At 51.5% G+C, this 18,461-nt stretch carries 12 protein-coding genes; 1 reads left to right on the forward strand and 11 read right to left on the reverse strand.

Annotated features, from left to right (window positions below; genetic code table 11):
* Nucleotides 1-34: 34 nt before the first annotated feature.
* On the reverse strand, nt 35-1,201 hold the full coding sequence (locus SCARR_RS05565; RefSeq protein ID WP_136060514.1) for a mandelate racemase/muconate lactonizing enzyme family protein: 1,167 nt from the start codon (nt 1,199-1,201) through the stop codon (nt 35-37).
* A gap of 77 nt (nt 1,202-1,278) precedes the next feature.
* Nucleotides 1,279-1,968, reverse strand: a complete 690-nt coding sequence (locus SCARR_RS05570; protein ID WP_136060515.1) for an RraA family protein — start codon at nt 1,966-1,968, stop codon at nt 1,279-1,281.
* A 108-nt stretch (nt 1,969-2,076) separates the two neighbouring features.
* On the opposite strand from SCARR_RS05570, the gene SCARR_RS05575 reads away from it, so the two are divergent.
* A complete protein-coding gene (locus SCARR_RS05575) occupies nt 2,077-2,766 on the forward strand; it encodes an IclR family transcriptional regulator (RefSeq protein WP_136060516.1) in 690 nt (229 codons plus the stop codon).
* Between the two features lie 603 nt (nt 2,767-3,369).
* On the opposite strand, the gene SCARR_RS05580 is transcribed toward SCARR_RS05575, so the two are convergent.
* The 9 genes from SCARR_RS05580 to SCARR_RS05620 form a co-directional block, all read right to left on the reverse strand.
* Nucleotides 3,370-5,475 (reverse strand): glycoside hydrolase family 172 protein, encoded by a 2,106-nt coding sequence (locus SCARR_RS05580; RefSeq protein ID WP_136060517.1) that lies wholly within the window; start codon nt 5,473-5,475, stop codon nt 3,370-3,372.
* Between the two features lie 32 nt (nt 5,476-5,507).
* Entirely contained in the window at nt 5,508-6,770 is a 1,263-nt protein-coding gene (locus SCARR_RS05585; RefSeq protein WP_222846190.1) for a DUF6786 family protein, read from the reverse strand.
* Nucleotides 6,771-7,040: 270 nt separating this feature from the next.
* Nucleotides 7,041-8,459 (reverse strand): alpha-L-fucosidase, encoded by a 1,419-nt coding sequence (locus SCARR_RS05590; protein ID WP_136060518.1) that lies wholly within the window; start codon nt 8,457-8,459, stop codon nt 7,041-7,043.
* Between the two features lie 67 nt (nt 8,460-8,526).
* The gene (locus tag SCARR_RS05595) at nt 8,527-10,086 is read right to left on the reverse strand and encodes a sulfatase-like hydrolase/transferase (protein WP_136060519.1); all 1,560 of its coding nucleotides are present in this window, start codon (nt 10,084-10,086) and stop codon (nt 8,527-8,529) included.
* Between the two features lie 70 nt (nt 10,087-10,156).
* Nucleotides 10,157-10,474 carry a hypothetical protein gene (locus SCARR_RS05600; RefSeq protein WP_136060520.1) on the reverse strand — a complete coding sequence of 106 codons (318 nt, stop codon included), beginning with the start codon at nt 10,472-10,474 and terminating at the stop codon, nt 10,157-10,159.
* A 57-nt stretch (nt 10,475-10,531) separates the two neighbouring features.
* Nucleotides 10,532-12,202, reverse strand: coding sequence for a sulfatase family protein (locus SCARR_RS05605; RefSeq protein ID WP_136060521.1), 1,671 nt, complete (start codon nt 12,200-12,202; stop codon nt 10,532-10,534).
* 71 nt (nt 12,203-12,273) lie between these two features.
* Nucleotides 12,274-13,893 (reverse strand): sulfatase family protein, encoded by a 1,620-nt coding sequence (locus SCARR_RS05610; RefSeq protein ID WP_168433026.1) that lies wholly within the window; start codon nt 13,891-13,893, stop codon nt 12,274-12,276.
* A 173-nt stretch (nt 13,894-14,066) separates the two neighbouring features.
* Complete coding sequence (locus SCARR_RS05615; RefSeq protein ID WP_136060523.1) at nt 14,067-16,577, reverse strand: glycoside hydrolase family 95 protein; 2,511 nt, start codon at nt 16,575-16,577, stop codon at nt 14,067-14,069.
* Nucleotides 16,578-16,646: 69 nt separating this feature from the next.
* Nucleotides 16,647-18,380, reverse strand: coding sequence for a sulfatase family protein (locus SCARR_RS05620; RefSeq protein ID WP_136060524.1), 1,734 nt, complete (start codon nt 18,378-18,380; stop codon nt 16,647-16,649).
* Between the last annotated feature and the right edge of the window lie 81 nt (nt 18,381-18,461).

Below are 18,461 nucleotides of genomic sequence, written 5' to 3' on the forward strand. Positions count from 1 at the left end.
CTGCCAAAACAGGTTGATAAGAGAACCGCCGTTCCTAAACATAAAAGTTTTCTCTTTCATCCAACGCATTGATTCCAGAGTGGGTTTCCAGTTCTTCCTCCACCAGATCCACGCCGAGCCCGGGTCGATCTGAAAGATGCAAGAATCCATCACGAACATCCAGCGGATGGGTAATGACCTCGTCGCGCCAGGGAACATCGTTAAACATGAACTCGCAGCGGAAAAAGTTCGGAATCGATGCACACACATGCGCGCTCGCCAGCGTACTCAATGGCCCGTTGGGATTATGCGGAGCAATCGGAGTTCCATAGGCCTCGGCCATCGTGGCGATACGCTTCATCTCGGACGGGCCGCCACAGCGGGTGATGTCTGGCATGATGACGTCGCACAAATGATTTTCGAGCACGGGGCGAAAGCCATGGCGGGTATAGTGGCGTTCTCCGACACAAATCGGTATCTCAGGCGGCAACCGATCTCGCATGGCCTTAAGGGTATTTACATTTTCGGGTCCGACCGGTTCTTCATACCAAGTCACTCCCAGCGGCAGGAGCCGCTTAGCCATGGTGAGCGCTGTCTGGGTATTCAGCATGGCATGGGTTTCAATCATCATATCCATCTCGGGACCAATGGCATCACGAACCGCTCGCGTGACGTCGAATGCTCGATCCTGCTCCTCCAGCGTCAACTCAAGGTTGCCCGAAAGATCTTCGCCGTAGAGATAGTTCGTGTGGGCGAAGGGATCAAATTTTAGCCCCTTAAAACCGGTCTCTTTTACTTTCAATGCCTGCGCAGCATAGTCCGATTCATTGTGGCCTCCCCCGGTAAACCAATAGTTGGCATAAAGCCGGATGCGATCACGGAACTTTCCTCCCAGCAGCTCGTAGCACGGCACACCGAGCACTTTACCTTTCAGGTCAAGCAACGCCATATCAAGCCCACTAATCGCGCACATACTTGCGCCGAACGGGCCGATCCAATTCAAATCTCTATATAGCTTCGTCCAGATAAAATCCGTCTGCATCGGATCCAACCCAACCACACGCTCGCCGACATGCCGAGCGGCGGCCTCGATGATCGGGCTGCCCGGCCAGTTGGTCGCCTCGCCTACGCCGGTATGCCCTTCGTCGGTATAAACCTTGAGCATGGTCCAGTTGTATTTAACCCCCTCAACCAGCCAAACTTTCACTTTAGTAATTTTCATATCACGCCCTTCCCTCTAGTCTTAAAACCAAACAAACCGTTCTGCATTCCACCTTTTTACACCGATCAAGTCGGTTCCTATAGAATACCGAACTCATCCCAGGCGGCTTGCGCGCCCAGTCCCCCTTTAATGGCTTCAAAAACACGTTTCTCGCCATGCGCTTTTTCCCAAGCGGCCTCCAGCACTTCTTTTTCGATGGCCTTCGGGATCACACAAACCCCATCCATATCCCCGAAAATAATATCTCCGGGAGCAACCGCTACCGCCCCCATTTTAATGGTGCATCGCAGATCAATCACTTTTCCGCGTGGCCGCTGATCCTGTGCGTAACGGCCCTGCGAAAAGACCGGAAAATTCAAATTCAGAATACCACGTGTATCCCGGGAATAGCCGTCCACCACCGCGCCTGCCGCTCCTCGGTTCATTGCACAGGTGCTCATAAGTTCTCCCCATAGCGCATAGTCCAGCGAGGCCCCGGAACAAATATATACCTCATTTTTCTTCAGATCATCCAACGCCCGCAGCATCAGGCCAAATGGCTGATTAAGCATCTCACTGACTCTCCCGGGTCCTTCGCCACCATCATCATCCGCTTCCAACACCGGCATGGCCCGGCCGGCCACGATCATATCATCCCGCAAAGGCTGAATCTGTTGCGGAAGAAACTGGTGCGTATACCCCATGATATCCATTACATCGCCAATCACCGCGGAATACAGTTCGCTTCTGCACAACTCAAACAACTGATCATCATCTTTCCAAATCATCCCACGTCTCCGTCTAAATTTCGCAAGCAGGATATCATTGACGCTCGGGATAAAAAGAATATATTGGCGTCGTACTTAACGCTATTCCTGTCATAACGTGAGGTTTACATGGATCGATCGACATCATTGATTAAAGCACTGGATATTCTCTCCGTTCTTGCAAGACAAACGGAAAGAACAACGCTTCCCGCACTTATAGAAACCATGAATTTACCGCGATCGACCGTGGTTCGTGTTCTCAACACCCTGATCGAATACGGTCTGGTGGAAAAAAAGGACAAGCAGCTTTGTTGTACTCCTGCCTTTAATGACTGGGCACAGATCAATCGGTATGGCCACTTCAAAACCCGTTATCGCAAAACACTGGAAACACTTCACTGTGAAATTGGCGAGCTAGTATTAATAGGTATTCAGGAAGGAAATGGCGTGGTTCACGTAGACTATATTGAATCCGACCACCAGATTCGAGTAGCCCCCGCCCCCGTCACACGCCACAATCTACGCCATAATGCCCTTGGGAAGCTGGTGCTCAGCAAGCGGCCAGATCTAGCGGAAGAATGGAGCAGGGAATGTCCTGATTTTGCAAAAGAGCTTGAATCAATCCGTCGTACAGGCGTGGCGTGGAACCGGGAAGAATCCGTTCCTGGAATGATCGCTCTCGCCTGCTACGGCTTTTCCGAAGCCCCAACAGAGCCCATGATTGCGGTGGCCTGGCCCGTGATGCGCTTTTCTGAAGAGAAGGGAGCGGCCGCTATAAAAACGATCCAATCGATCACTGAGCCGCCTATTTTCCAATGACGCACCCCTTCAATAACTTTCTAACGTGCCGACCCGAAAGTTTAGATCGCCACTTCCCATACGGCTAATCGTAGCCTGCGCAATCCCCGTCTTCCGCCGCTCCACCTTCAACAACGGCCCGATTTTGGGTCTATTTCCCGCGCTCACACCCCTCCTCTATCTATAGAATGTACGACATATTGCAACCCGGGCTATTCCGGTCTCGGTCCTTATTCAAAATCGAAAAATTCGGGGGCTTAAAAACACAGAAGAGCGAGCAGACCAGCATACCGCTTATTTGAATCCGAAGGGTTAACCCTTCGGTTTTTTGGAAGGGCGCGCGCCGCGCGCCCGGGCGGAGAGCCTCCGCCGCTCTCCGCGGAGGGCGGGGTTTTGGGTGTCAGGTCATTGGACCGGTACCATTCAGCAATAAATCAACTGCCTATTCTGCAACTCACAGGCGGGCTCCATTTGGGAAATTGTAGGGCTGGCATGGTTGGTCATATGCGGTAGGCGCGACAGGATTCCGCAGGCAGCCAACCCGAGATCGGATCATGCCATTTATACTGATTTCCCGCCGCGCATTTGTTTCCGCATATACCCCATTCATTTAATGACGGAGTACTAGTTCTTCACCTCACGAAGCGTAAGGCAATCCATTCCAAAAAAACTATTCTTCGAGGCAGGGTTCTGACCCGTAACTTTGAATTTAATCCGAAAAAGAGTCTCATCTGGAGCTTGCTCTCCGAGATCAATTGGATTCCCCGCTGCAGGCTTGGCGCTGTAGCCATCCCAGCTGGCGACCACGAGCTGGTCGTTTACATAAATATCCAGAATTCCGAAATCCCAAGACGTAACCGGATACAGGACGATTGACCGGTTTTTATATTGTTCATTCAGGATGAAGGTCATTTCGTCCCCCCTCTTCGCGCCTTTGAGGAAAAAGAACGTGTCGTTGTTGAAGCGACTCGGCGCATATTGCTCCTTAATCTTATGGACCGCAGGCGTGATCGTTGCTGGTTTCTGGTATTCGTTGATGCCCTCAAACTCAATGGCATTAGCGATCCGATGAACTCCGACGCTTCGCCCCATGTTCTTTTCCGCAAACGCGGCAACATCTTTTGCCTGGGGAACCGGTGCGCGGGCGGCTTCCGGCAGCGGCGGCCGGTTGTGCGTCGCTCCCGGCGAACCATACCAGAAGGTGACGAGCGCATACTGCAAGAAGGCCTCTGGGCTGCTGATCATATTAAATGCTTCCATATCGAACCGGAACTGTTCTTTAAACGGCGTGGCGTCTAAAGCCCGGGCACGGGTACAAATATTATATCCATGCGTCCCGAGCTCCTTCTTGTCCGGATGTTTCTCGCCGCCGACCCGAACGTTAGCCAGAAAAGGCGAAGAAAACTCATCGGCCCGAGTCGGCAGGCAACCACCGGCCCATCCATAATAATCTTCAGTACCCGTTCCATACTGCGAGGGAAACCTCCGGTCCAAATCTTCATCGACATAGATCTTCTCATCGCCTTCTCCCCACCAACGCCAATGCGGGTTGAGTACAATCAGATTATCGCCGACATGAACTCCCCTCCCTTGAATCTCAATGAAATTCATATCCTGAACCGGACGCGGCGGAAGCGGTTCTCCCGTCCACCAGTTCGCATGAAAATACATCGAATCAGCACTCCACGCTTTAGGCTGAACGCATACAGATACCTTCGCAGACACAGGCTGTGCACCTAGATTATGCAACTTAATCTGGGCGGAGGTTTGATACGGCATCACCCAGCGGCAAATCATGGTTCCGTCTTCCAGCACCTCTCGGTCCCGCATCTTGTAGGGGCGAATGCTGTTCACGTTGGCAAAGAAATCGCCTAACGGGCACCAGATGGTGGTCTCCCCGTCGAACGAGGCTTCCACCACGGTAGAACGTAAGGCTTGGACAAGATCCTCCGCTTCCAGAGAAAAGGTCAGTTGTGTAATTGCATTCGCTCCGGACGGAAGGTTCAAATTCTTCTCTGCTCCCGGTGCAATTTTTGTCTCGAACTCCGCCGGGGCAGACGAGACGCCGGGCTGTGGATTCTGAATTTTATGGCCCAGTGTTTTTAAAATCGACGCATATTTTTCCAGAAACTCCGGCCGATAGGTCTCCACGGTCAACGATGAATCCGTATAGGCGCGATAATTCACAATGTAATAGAAGGCCTTATCCTCAATGGTAATCTTGCAGCCCTTCTCAAAAGGGATAGGTAAGTACAGATCCCCAGCACGACACGTAAACTGGGAAAACGGAGCCTTGATATCTCCTGTGCCTGAAACCAGCTCAATCAGGTTTGCAGTAATCGTGGGCTCCGCTTCTCCATCCAGATAAATCCGAACGGTCTGACCGACCCGGTTTTTAAAACTTTTATAAAAAAATGGAGTCCAAATACGAGTAATCACCCCCGGACCCTCATGCTGCATCATGATGGCTTCCGTACGATCCCCAACCATTTCTTTCCCGAGATCAAACCCATTATCACGGTTGGCAAACCAACCGCGCGGATCATCCGGTGTCACCGATGCCCGGTTATAACTGCTCGCCTGCAACGATTTATATTCATGTTCCGGCCAAGTGGCCTGCGCCTGAGGATCGGCCATTTCCTGCAAAAGCGTTTCAAACGTAACCGTATCCGCCGCGCAGGCAAAAACCCCACTTAATAAAATAACTCCAAGAATCATTCGTTTTTTCATACTCTCCTTCTCCTCATATTCTATTTTTTATCTCACTTCGTAAAAACGGTTTTAGCCTGCGCTAAAGTGCATCCCAACAGTTCTCGCATAATCGTATCAAGCACCTCTGGGGATGCCTTTATATGGAGTGTGGTCTGCGCGTGGGTATACGACTGTCCCGGCGCAAGAGCCAAGGCCGGACTCGATGATTCCAACTCATAAAATGGCCCAAGCGGAGCCACATCCGGAGCGGGAGCTCCATCATTATATGCATTGATTACATCCCCATCATATGGACGTTCATGATCCTCCCATTGCGACTTCACATACGGTTGTGACGCCGCATTCTCTGGCAGGGCATAGTGAATCAGCGTCAGCACACCCTGCGTCGCATCATAAGATCCCGCAATGGGTGTTGCCCGATTGGGCGGAATTCCAATCTTAGATCGATACGCCCCGTCCGCCTTGAAAAAAATGGTCTGGCCCACCTGCTTAAGGCGGGTTTCATCGACCGCTCCAAAATAATCGCTACGCACCACCGGCCCGGAGGCATCGGCTTGAAAAGGGATAACCACCACACTGTCTGGACTGTGCTTCAGCATACCCAACAACCAAATAGACGGGAGACCGGTATCCTGAACCCAGGGAGCCTGCCCAATATTGGTCAGCTTGTTTTCCGTTTTAAACGCAACAAACTGCATCACCTTGGATTCCAGCACCGGCAGAATTTTCCCCAACATCTCCTGATTTAACAATGAAACCGTTCGCTCGATTCTGAGTTCAAAACAGAACCCCGCCTTATTCGTCAATTGACCCTTTTTTGTAAAGCTGACGGAATCGGGACTATGGGAAGACACCTCGAACGGCTCGGTATCAATCAGCGAAGGCGTCTTCCAAGATTCAAAGTCATACGCTAGAGTTTTCGGGCTAAAAAACACGGAATATTGACCGCCCTCCGGGCCGATCCAAAAACGTTCTTCTCCGCCGAACACGTGAATATGCTGCTCCAAACCACCCCGCGCCGATTCGGGTTGAATTCCCCGCGCCACCAACGCGTGATTAATCCAACCAAACCCAATCCCCGCGCCCCCCGCGAGCGTACTCGTCATCACCCGGCCCTGATACTGCGGCACCACCGCAATCTGCCGTTCCTCACGTCCGAGCACAATCACATCCGTCTGTTGCGCCAACAGTTTGACATCTTGCGCGAACGTGCGGACGTCCTGCCCCCCCAAGGCCCCCCATGCACTTAGACCCATACCTAAAAGGATCGTCCATCCCGTTTTCATTGCCCCGCGAGGCTTAACATAATCCATTTTGTAATTCCTCCATACTTAATACAGTGTGCGCCTATCATCGTAACGACAGGTTCCCATGTTCCGCAAAAGAGCCCCAGTCCAAATCACGCCGCCTATTAAAAGCATACATTTCTTGGGCAACTCTGTTTGACCGAACAGGAAATCACATGCTATCCCGACGCTTTTCCCATTGCCGAGCATTCCAATTCACAGAGAACACAGGCGGTCAGTAATCCGTAGACTGGAACAGGCGTTACTGAATTGAAACCCCGGGATCAGTCATACGGTCTAAAACGTCAGAAACTCCGTGGCCTCAATTTCCATGGCGGACTGCTTTAGTTTTAAGCAAACAATGGCATCAATTTCGCGAGTCGCATTGTCATCCAGCGTGATTTTGGTATTCCCTGCCTTTGCTGTGCCTAGTTCAACATTTCCTCCCGTCAGGACTTCGTACTCCAGAATTTCACTTCTTAAAAGCGGAAGGAGCGCCTGCTTTTCACTATTCAGCAGGTGGATATAGATCGTCCGGCCTTTACGGGTAGAGAGCACGTTGCCCTGGGGTTTGAAAGGACCCCCGTGGGTCTCATAAATGCTTTCGCCGTATTGCTTGAGCCAATCCCCCATTTCCCGCAAGCGCGAAGCCTGACGGGGTTCAATAATACCTGCCGCAGTGGGGCCAACATTGTACAGAAAGTTTCCATTTCCACCGGCCGCATTTATCAGAATCTGCATGCTGGTTTTAAATGACTTCATGTTGTCATCTGCCTTCCAAGCCCACTGATTGCAGATCGTATCACACGTCTCCCAAGGCGTTTCAGAGTAGTTCCCCATCTTCTTTTCTGGAGTGTCCCAGTCTCCAGTTCTCTCTTCCCAACTTAGCTTTCCTTGCGTATGACGATTGAGTCGGTTGTTGATAACTAATTTGTCATCCAGTCCTTTTAAGTAGGCATAGATATCCGCGCCATCTTTTTCTGTCCAAGCTTGGTTTTCGTGCGGATAAGGCCAAACGTTGTCGAACCACATCAGGCGGGGCTGATAACTTTCGATCAGTTCTTTGCACTGTTGTTTCATGAAGTCGTTATAGCGCATGATTTGTGCGTTGGTCGTCGGGCGGAAATCGAGGATTTCTGATTTTCCACTGGCGGTCGGTTCCCATACTCGGGTGGCTCGTCGGGGAGTCCAATCATAATGATACCAGTCGGGAACGCTATAATATGTGCAAAAGGCAATGCCCTCTTTTTTGCAGGCATCGGCCAGTTCGCGCAGGATATCGCGCTTAAACGGGGTCTGTGCAATGCTGTAGGGTGTATCCAACTGCTTGTCGGCACTGATCCACGGGCGCTGCTGGGTAGGCCAAAGACAAAACCCATCATGATGTTTCGTCGTAATCACCAGGTATTTCATCCCTGCATTTTTTACGATTGAGACCCACTCCTCGGCATTGAATTGTGCAGGATTAAACTGTTTATAGAGTTCGTCGTACTCTTCAGTTGGAACCTCTCGGCCACGCGACCATCCAATTTCGGTGCCTTTTAAAGTGACGGGCCCCCAGTGTATAAACATCCCAAAACGCCAATCCTGAAATTCTTTCAGTGTGTCAGGATTCGTTTTAAGTTCCGGGTGGTATTTTCCTCCGCCACCGGCAAATGTTAAAGCCGTTGTTAAGGTTAATAATACAACGAGCAATGTAAGCGTATTTTTTATCATCCGATTCCTTTATTTACCCACTTATTAAAAAAGACCCCTTGGAAACTCTATTTTAGAGAACAAGAAATCACATGCTATCCCTAAGTTTTTCCCATTGGTTCGTATTCCAGCTGACAGATGAAAGGGGCTCCTTCATTGGGGTATACCATTTCTTGACTGCTAATTTAAGCTCTTGAACCGTCTCCGGGTGCGCCCGACTTACATCCATAGATTCCCCCGGATCTGTTTCCATGTGGTATAGCGCAAGACGCGTATCGCGATGGGTATACTGCAAGGACCAAGGCCCTTTCCGAACCGTCCAACTGCCATCGGTATTCCGTCCGCTTACAGGCATTTCATCCTGTTTGCTCGTAATATAGTTCCAATAGCCCGTCCAAAAATTAGTATTGGAGTCGCCCCAATAAGGGGAATCGGGTCCCGCCCAAAACAATACTTCATGCGGTAGCTGTTCTGTCTGCTTCGTTAATATGGGGATCAGACTCTTCCCATCCAGTTGCAGTGTTGTTGGAATTGGAATATTCGCGATATCCAAAGCCGTAGCAAAAGCATCCATTGACGAGGCCAGCCCGTCAAATACCGTTCCGCCTTCCAGTTTATTCTTCCAACACATCACCATCGGGATCTGTGTTCCCCCGGCCGAACACAAACTCTTGTACCCACGAAACCGGCCATTCAGTGGCTGCGGGGAATCCACTACGGCCCCATTGTCGCTCATGAAAACAATCAACGTATTATCCAATCGCCCCTGTTTTTCCAAGGTGCCGACCAGTCGTCCGATCCCGTCATCCACCGCCGCCAAAGAAGCATAGTAGTTATCCACCTCCGCATTTCCGGTGTTGAAGCGTTTTAGGTATTTTTCCGGCATGCGAGCTTCCAGCGGGATATGCGGCACATTGTAAGCCAGATACAGGAGGAATGGCGCTTCACGCCCTGTCCTCGCAAAGCTCAGGGCTTCTTCAGTCAACTGATCTACCAGGCACCCCTTCGCCTCGGCGAGATCCTTCCCGCGGAACAAGCTCGGCGAATCATAGAGACTCGCTCCAGCCCCGTAATATCCGAAGAAATAGTCAAAGCCGCGATCATAGGGATGATAACCCGCCACGCACTGATCAATGCGTTGGTCATGATAATCCCGGGACGTGGCGGACATGATCTTTTCCTTTACAAGTGCTCCAACATGCCATTTTCCAATCACGGCCGTTCGATAGCCTGATTGTTGGAATAACTCAGGAATAAAAACTTCATCCAAAGGCACGCCTTTATGCATGTCGTCATTCCAATAGATACCAAACCGTTGCGGATAGCGGGCGGTCATAATCGCGGCGCGCGACGGCCCGCAAATCGGGGAGGCCACATGCGCATTTGTAAAACGCACCCCATCGGCAGCCAAGCGCTGAAGATGCGGCATCGAGATTTTTGCCGCCTGTTCCGCCGCACCGGGAGGACACTCATATCGTGCTGTGTTTTGTTGTCTCGCAAAGGGTTTTTCATACAACTCCGGAGAAAACAGTGGCGTTTGGCCGTAGCCCTGATCATCGGTCAGAATGACTACAATATTAGGTTTGTCCGCGAAACAAATTCCCGCGCCAATCATCAGTAAAATCGCCGTTGTTTTTTTCAGTATCATATCCACCTCCTTGTTTTTAAAAATGAGCGCCCATCCGCTCAAGAGCGGATGGGGCCATTCAAAATATCCTTTAGCGCGGCACGCTGCTGGAGCCTTCGACGCCCCATGCCTTATCGCCGCGAATTCGGTTGAGCAATTCGTAGAGCTCCTGTTCCTTCGCCCTAGCCTCGGACGACGGGTCGCTTAATAGATTAACGCGCTCGCCCGGATCTTTTTTCAGGTTGAAAAGCTGCTGCGGCGTTCCGCAAATCTGTCTGATCGTCAGCGACCTCTTGTTATCGGCGTCCCAGGTTTCTTTATTCCCGCCTCCGCCCGTGCCATCAATCAACTTCCATTCGCCCGTGGTCTCCGTCAGATCCATACTCAGACTCAAAATAAACAGTGTCATTTTCGCGTCATTTTTCTATCGCCCTCATCATTCCATTCTTCAGTTCCGGCGCTTGAATTATTTCTTTGATTCCTTTTTAGAACGCATGGCGTGGGAGATTTCAATCGCTTTGGCGCGATTCGCTTCGTCGTAGTCCCAGAACTCGTCGATCACTTGGTTGAGCGCGAACTTGGGATCGTCCTCGCCCAGCTCGGCGCGGCGGGCTTTCAACTGCTTTTTCAACTTTTCAATCTCCCCCGCATATTCCGGATTATCGTAAACGTTGTTATCTTCGGTCGGATCGAGCTTGAGGTCGTAAAGTTCCCAGCCGGGAGGCGTGGTGGGCTCGGTTTGACCTTTGTATCCGGTGCCATAGAACATAATGAGTTTGTACCGCTTGGTACGGATCGCGATGTGCGCCGGATTATCGTGGTGCGCCATGTGCATCCAATAGTGATAATAGGCCGCTTGCTTGGAATCCGCAGATTCCACACCGGTTTCTAGAATGCGTTTAAAGCTTTGTCCGTGCATATAGTCCGGCGTCGCGACGCCCGCAAAATCCAGCATGGTCGGCGCGTAATCAATATTCTCCACGATCGCTTTAGAGCGCCCCGTTTTTACCGACTTTGGATAACGCACAATAAATGGCATCCGCATCGACTCCTCATACGCCCAGCGCTTGTCCTGATAGTCATGCTCCCCCAGATACATGCCCTGGTCTCCGGTGTACATGATTACGGTATTATCGTAGAGCCCCTCCGCCTTCAGGTAGTCAACCACCCGCTTCAAATTGTCATCGACCCCTTTCACGCAGCGCAGATACGCTTTCAAATAACCCTGATACGCATCGCCGAAGATTTCCTCGTCGGACTTCGACTGATCCAGAACCCGAGACCACGCCCCGCTCTTCGTATCCCGAACCCTAGACCACGCCCCGCTCTTCGTATAGTTGCGGCGCGGATTGCGGCGACCAATCGACGTTCCAATGTAGGGAACCAGTTCGTCGTTATGGCCGCGCGTGGCAATCGATCCATGGTTCTTGCGGTCACGCATATTGTCCGGCTCTGGAATTTCAACATCCGCCAAGTAGGATTCATAACGCGGCGCATATTCAAACATGTCGTGCGGCGCTTTGAAGTGAAGCTTCAGGAAAAACGGTTGTTTCGGATCACGCTTCGTCTTAAACCACTCGAGCGCCGAGTCAGCAATACAGTCCGACGAATGGCCTTTCATTCGAACCGCATCAGGACCACGTTTCTTGTTATTTTTTCCGCGAATCGTCCCGACTTTTCCCGTCTCAAAGAAAATCGGATCAAAGTATAAGCCTTGCGCGGGCAGCACTTTGTAGTAGTCGAATGTCGAGGGCCGCGCCTTCAGGTGCCACTTGCCGATGACTGCGGTTTGATAGCCCGCCTTCTTCATCTCCATGGAAAGATATTGTTTTTCCGGCGGAAGGGTTTCGAGCAACGTAATGCAGCCATTCACCGCCGCGCTCTGTCCGGTCATGATCGCAGCGCGGCTCGGCGTGCAAATCGCATTTTGGCAAAACGCATTTTCCATCACCATACCCTCGTTCGCGATCGAATCGATCGTCGGCGTCGGGTTCAGCTTCGCGAGCCGACTATTGTAAACACCCACCGCCTGCGACGCGTGGTCGTCAGACATGATGAATAAAATATTGGGTTGGTCCGCGAGACAAATCCCCGCGCCAATCATCAACAAAATCGCCGTTGTTTTTTTCGTCCTCATATCTATCTCCGTATTTTTATAAGTGAGCGCCCCATCCGCTCAAGCGCAGAAGGGACCATTCAAAAAATTAGTTAGCGCGGCACGTTGCTAGAACCTTCAACGCCCCATTCCTTATCGCCGCGAATTCGGTTGAGCAATTCGTAGAGCTCCTGTTCCTTCGCCCTAGCCTCGGACGACGGGTCGCTTAATAGATTAACGCGCTCGCCCGGATCTTTTTTCAGGTTAAAAAGCTGCCGCGACGTCGAACGGATCTCGCCCTGGACGAGCGTTATCTCGTTGTCGGCGTCCCATGTTTCTTTATTGCCCCCGCCGCCCGAACCATCAATCAACTTCCATTCGCCCGTATAGTCAACCACCGCGAACTGCCCGGCGGCGGAGTGTTGAATGAATCCCGCGCGACGCTTCTTCGGCATCGGCCGTCCTTCAAGTACGGGAAGAAAGCTCTCCGCGTCCGGCGCTTCATCCGCGGCCAGTTCATGCCCGATATACTCGGCCATCGTCGCGAGGAAATCGCCCTGCCAACAGGCGTGATCCGTCACGCCCGGCGTCACAGCACCGGGCCAGCGCACCATGAAAGGAACGCGGGTTCCCCCTTCATAGCTGTCGCGTTTGATTCCCGCCCACGGACCATTTGCGTCATGCCCGTCCTTGATGCTTCTCTTAAAAGCGTTTTTCTCCGGACCATTGTCACTCGTGATAAAAACCACGGTGTTCGCCGCGAGGCTTGTCGGATCCTTCGGATCACCCAACGCGTTGAGAATTTCGCCGGTATAGTGATCGGTCTGAACAATATAGTCGCCATAGGTCCAGCCCGCGGAACCTTCGAATTTTTTCTGCACGGTGTGCGGCGCGTGCGGCGCAGGCATGGGAACATAGAGGAAAAACGGCTTACCGTCCTGGTCGCGTTTCGCCATGATATCGCTGACCTTCGCGGCCTGAACCTGCAAATAGTCCGCGAAGATAAAGGTCGGATCGTTGACGCCGGGCCGGCCAAAACGCTGACCTTCCGCGAGGTCGGAATTCTTCGCGATCCGCGCCTGACTAAAGTCCACCGTGTCGTCTTTCACGATGCCGCCTTTGTACAGCGCGTGCACCTCGCCGTCCTTCGACTCGAGCCAGACGTAGGGAGGCATATCCAACGACGCGGCCGTGCCGAAATAATAGTCGAACCCGGCGCGATGATACGGCGTGGCCGTCACAGCCTTGGAAAAGTCGATTTTATTTGCCTTCAGCACCTTGGAATTGTTGCCCAAATCAACCGACTTGCCCGCGGGGCTTTGGAAACTCATGCCAATATGCCACTTGCCCACCATCGCGGTTTCATAGCCCTGCTTTTGGAACATCTTGCCGATCGTGAAGCGGTCTGCATCCATGAAAGTTTCACTGTATCCGCCGATCACGCCTTTCTTGAGACTCGTGCGCCAGGAATAGTGGCCCGTCATCAGCGAATAGCGCGACGGCGAGCAGACGCCATCCGAGGAGTGTCCGTTCGTGAAGCGTAGCGCGCCCTCCGCGAACCCATCCAGGTTGGGCGTCAGGCTTTTCGGATTCGACGGAAAATTCACGCCCATGTCGCCATAGCCCATGTCGTCGTAATAGATCACCACCACGTTGGGTTTGGCGGAATCCATGTTGCCCGCAAAACAGGATGCGGCGATCGCCACGAACAGACCGGTTATTTTTAGTTTCATGATTATTAGCTCCATATCGCGTCGAGACGCTTCGACAAATTTTATATTAAATTCTATCGATTTAATTCAACTTCACTCACTATTTTCAGCGATTGTCGTAGTGGATTAATTCCCGCACCTTACACGTGGGGGAATCCCCTACAAACGCCAGAAGCATGGACATCAAAAAAAACCTAATCATGTCGTGTAATCCTTACTGGTTTTTCTATCTTCGCAAAAACATGCACATCGTCTTGGTAGTGCACACGGACCTCTTTTTCATGTCCGGGGTGGATGACCGCTTCCAGCAATTTCCCATCCTTCCATTCGATATCCACAATAAATCCGCCTCTGGCTTTCAGCCCAGTCACCCGTCCATCCGGCCAGTTCTTCGGCAATGCAGGGAGCAGATGGATAAAGCCATCGTGGCTTTGCAACAGGAGTTCAACCACGCCAGCCGTAAAGCCCAAAACCCCATCAATTTGAAACGGTGGGCCTGCATTTAACAGATTGGCATAACGTCCGCCTTTCTGTGACGAAAGGGTGTTACCAGATGGCGCAAAGCGGAAAATTTTACGTAGCATATTTTGCGCCTGTTCAGCATCATGTAAACGGGCCCACCAACCAATTTTCCAGTTGATAGACCAACCCGTATCCGCATCATTTTTGCCTTTCCCCCCTTTGGCCATTTCTCCACTTCGCATCAGGAGCGATTGACGGGCGCCCTTCCATCCCTCGGGATTTTTGTTCGGGGTCAACTGATCCCCGGGAAACAAACCAAACAAGTGCGAAATATGGCGGTGTTGGTCTTCAGGCTTGTCCCAGTCCTCACTCCATTCCTGCAACTGACCATACTGACCTATTTTCTGGGGATAAAGGTGATCCATTCTCTCTTGTAATTTAGCAGAGAACTCTTTGTCTGTATTCAAAACCTTCGCGGCTTGAATACAGTTCGTAAACAAATCTCGAATCAACTGCATGTCATAGGTGCTGGCCTTAGAGATCGACAATTGCTTATCCCCTGCGGTTGCAAACCAATTTTCTGGAGAGACCGAGGGGCAGGTAACGTAGTAGCCATCCGAATCCTTGATCAGCCAATCTAGGCAAAATTCTGCGGCCTCCCGCATAATGGGATAGGATCGTTTTTCAAGGAATTCCCGATCTCCATGAAAGACATAATGCATCCATAGGTGCTGGCATAGCCATACCCCGCCCAGCGGCAAAATGCACCAACGCGGACGCTCAATACCCGCGGGTGCGGTTTGCATCCATAAATCGGTTGTGTTGTGGCACAGCCAGCCCTTGGCGCCATAATTCGTACGTGCCGTTTTCCGGCCATTGGGCCGCAAATTATCAACCCAATCGATCAGCGCCTTCTCGCACTCCGGCAAATTGGTCGTCCAACTCAGCCAATAGTTCATCTGAGTATTCAAGTCATTGGTCCAATTCGACATCCATGGCGGGCGCATCAAGGGATTCCAAATTCCTTGCAAGTTGGCGGGCAAGGTTCCCGGTCGGGAACTCGAAATCAGCATGTAACGGCCATACTGGAAGGTTAAGGCCACCAAATCCGGATCTTCATCCCGGGCATAATCCTTAATCCGCTGGTCGGTTGTCTTGGATATGGAGGCCCCCTTCCCTAGCTGGATACCAACCCGATCAAACAACGTTCTATAGTCCGCAATATGCCGCTTTTGAAGTTCTTTAAAATCCACCGGACCGATTTTACGGAAGGTTTCTTTCACCACTTTGCAGGGATCAATCCGGCTCTTGCGCGGAAAAACATCAAACCCGTCAAAATTGGTTGCCGCGGAAAAGACCAGAACCAAAGAATCGGCGTGCTCGACACGCATCCCATTCTCATATTTCCAAAAACGACCGCCCTCGGGCACCACCTGAAGTTGCGAATAAAATGAAAGGCCCTCTTCTTTCGGATCATAAAAGATCACCTGATCCGCCTTTATACTCGCGCGGTCGGCATGGGACGGCGCCTGCCCTTGCATAATACAGGAATTCCCCCGGGAAAAAGACACGTGCTTCAATGGCGAATCCATTTTCAGGCGGCAACTGATCTTTCCCGGCTCACTCGCCGTCAAACGAATACACATCGAATTATCCGGCGCGGACACAAAGTAGTCCCGGTGATACTTCACGCCATCCACTTCATAATCTACCGTGGACACCGCATTGCCAATATCCAGCGCGCGCGCATAGTTCGTTGATTCCCCGGCATGCGACATCGAAAGATGCAGTTGCCCCAGCGGTTGATAGTTCTCGTTGTAGGTCCCTTGAATCTTATAGGCCAGATCATTGGCCCGCTCGTAATTCTTATCAAAAACCGCTTTTCGGATTTGAGGAAGGTGTTGTTTCGCATTGGGATTATCCGTCTCCCGCGGGTGCCCCGACCAGAGGGTTTCTTCATTCAGATCGATGATTTCTTCCGAGACGTTCCCCCAAACCATGCCGCCGATTCGGCCATTTCCAATCGGCAACGCTTCGTTCCAATTGGCCGCGGATCGATCGTAGCGAAGCAGCAAGGAAGGCTCTTCGCTTCGATCCATCTTCAGGAAGGCGGCTGAATGACCCGCCGCGGCATGCGCGGACAATGCTCCGCCCATAAAAGGTGCCGCTGTAGCCGCCGTCATGAGTTGACAAAAATTGCGCCGGACCATCGAGGGAACTACATGTGCACTTGTTTTTTCCATAGTATTCTATTTTCTATTTTACGTGACCAACACCCGTTTTTTTTATCGGCGCAATTACATCCTGCCGGTTTAGTGCGCTTTCTTTTTTTCCAACTCCGCTTTTCTAGTTCTCTCACGCACTCGCTTCTGCTGCTGCTTCCAATCGTACGGCCAAGTTCCATTTTTGATCCGCTCAATAACCTGATGGGAAATCTCGATGGCCTTGGCGCGGGCTTCGGCATCATAGTCCCAATATTCCTCAATCACTTTGTTATAGGCAAATTCAGAGCCATCGACCTTGTATTTTTTTCGCAACCCTTTGAGCTCGTCCTTCAGCTCGGAAATGATGTCCCCATATTCAGGATGGTCGTAGAGATTATGGTCTTCGCCGAGGTCGTTCTTAAGGTCATAGAGTTCCCATCCCGGCGGCGTGTCCGGCGAATCCTCGCCCTGCCAGCCGGTACCGTAGAACATAATCAGCTTATAGCGCTTGGTGCGGATCGCAATATGCGCCGGGTTGTCGTGGTGCATCATGTTCATCTGGTAGTGGTAGTAGGCTGCTTTTTTCCAATCCGCGGGCTCGACGCCGGTCTCAAGAACGGATTTAAAGCTACGGCCCTGCATATAATCGGGCGTCGGCACACCCGCGAAATCGAGCATCGTCGGAGCAAAGTCAACGTTCTCGACAATGGCATCCGTGCGGCTACCGGCTTGGATACTTTTAGGATAACGGACGATGAACGGCATGCGCATCCCTTCCTCATAACCCCAGCGCTTGTCCTGATAGTCATGCTCCCCCAGATACATGCCCTGGTCTCCGGTGTACATGATTACGGTATTATCGTAGAGCCCCTCCGCCTTCAGGTAGTCAACCACCCGCTTCAAATTATCGTCGACCCCTTTCACGCAACGCAGATATCTTTTAAGATAGATCTGATAGGCCTGACTCATGGCCTCGTCATCGGACAAGGAGGGATCTTTTGCCCATTTTTGCGTGTAGTTGCGCTGTGTATTACGACGTCCGATCGAGGATCCAATGTGCGGAATCAACTCGCCATTATGCCCTTGTGTGGCGATCGAACCATGCTTTTTTCGATCATGCATATTTTCCGGCTCGGGGATAAATGTATCCGCGAGATAGGATTCATAGCGTGGTGCTGACTCGAAATAATCGTGTGGAGCCTTAAAGTGTAGTTTAAGAAAGAAGGGTTGGTCGGGATCGCGCTTGGTCTTGAACCATTCGAGCGCGGAATCAGCAATGCAATCCGTGGAGTGCCCCTCCATTTCCACGGCATCAGGGCCAAAAACGCGCGTCAGATCCTTCCGTACTTGACGTTCAATAGTTCCCGTTTTTCCTTTCTCAAAGAAGATCGGATTAAAGTAGTACCCTTGCCCTGGGAGCACCTTGTAATAGTCGAAGGTCGAGGGGCGGTCATGAAGATGCCACTTGCCAATGACCGCGGTCTGATAGCCCGCCTTGTTCATTTCGGTTGAAAGGTATTGCCGTTCAGCAGGAAGATGATCGATCAATACCGGGCAACCATTGATCGCGCTATATTGCCCGGTCATAATGCATGCACGGCTTGGCGTGCAGATCCCATTATGGCAGAAGGCGTTTTCCATCACCACCCCCTCTTTGGCGATCGAATCGATCGTCGGGGTCGGATTTAGCGAGGCCAGCCGCCCCCCGTAGGCCCCAATCGCCTGCGAGGTATGATCGTCCGACATGACAAAAAGAATATTGGGCTTGTTCTGTGCCGTGTTCGCCATTACCGAAACCGACACCATCAAAGCTAACCCTGCCACTAATGCACTAATTTTCATTGTACCGTCCTGTTTACTTGCTTCCTATTCAATCCAAAACAAGCGCATGGCATCTTCCAGACGCAGCATTCAAAGATTCTA

The sequence above is a fragment of the Pontiella sulfatireligans genome (genome assembly GCF_900890705.1).
GTDB classification, from domain to species: domain Bacteria; phylum Verrucomicrobiota; class Kiritimatiellia; order Kiritimatiellales; family Pontiellaceae; genus Pontiella; species Pontiella sulfatireligans.

What these genes read in the sequence shown, in the direction of transcription:
- SCARR_RS05565 (WP_136060514.1), bottom strand. Translation starts at nt 1,201, where the DNA reads ATGAAAATTACTAAAGTGAAAGTTTGGCTGGTTGAGGGGGTTAAATAC.
- SCARR_RS05610 (WP_168433026.1), bottom strand. Translation starts at nt 13,893, where the DNA reads ATGAAACTAAAAATAACCGGTCTGTTCGTGGCGATCGCCGCATCCTGT.
- SCARR_RS05590 (WP_136060518.1), bottom strand. Translation starts at nt 8,459, where the DNA reads ATGATAAAAAATACGCTTACATTGCTCGTTGTATTATTAACCTTAACA.
- SCARR_RS05575 (WP_136060516.1), top strand. Translation starts at nt 2,077, where the DNA reads ATGGATCGATCGACATCATTGATTAAAGCACTGGATATTCTCTCCGTT.
- SCARR_RS05600 (WP_136060520.1), bottom strand. Translation starts at nt 10,474, where the DNA reads ATGACACTGTTTATTTTGAGTCTGAGTATGGATCTGACGGAGACCACG.
- SCARR_RS05615 (WP_136060523.1), bottom strand. Translation starts at nt 16,577, where the DNA reads ATGGAAAAAACAAGTGCACATGTAGTTCCCTCGATGGTCCGGCGCAAT.
- SCARR_RS05605 (WP_136060521.1), bottom strand. Translation starts at nt 12,202, where the DNA reads ATGAGGACGAAAAAAACAACGGCGATTTTGTTGATGATTGGCGCGGGG.
- SCARR_RS05585 (WP_222846190.1), bottom strand. Translation starts at nt 6,770, where the DNA reads ATGGATTATGTTAAGCCTCGCGGGGCAATGAAAACGGGATGGACGATC.
- SCARR_RS05620 (WP_136060524.1), bottom strand. Translation starts at nt 18,380, where the DNA reads ATGAAAATTAGTGCATTAGTGGCAGGGTTAGCTTTGATGGTGTCGGTT.
- SCARR_RS05580 (WP_136060517.1), bottom strand. Translation starts at nt 5,475, where the DNA reads ATGAAAAAACGAATGATTCTTGGAGTTATTTTATTAAGTGGGGTTTTT.
- SCARR_RS05595 (WP_136060519.1), bottom strand. Translation starts at nt 10,086, where the DNA reads ATGATACTGAAAAAAACAACGGCGATTTTACTGATGATTGGCGCGGGA.
- SCARR_RS05570 (WP_136060515.1), bottom strand. Translation starts at nt 1,968, where the DNA reads ATGATTTGGAAAGATGATGATCAGTTGTTTGAGTTGTGCAGAAGCGAA.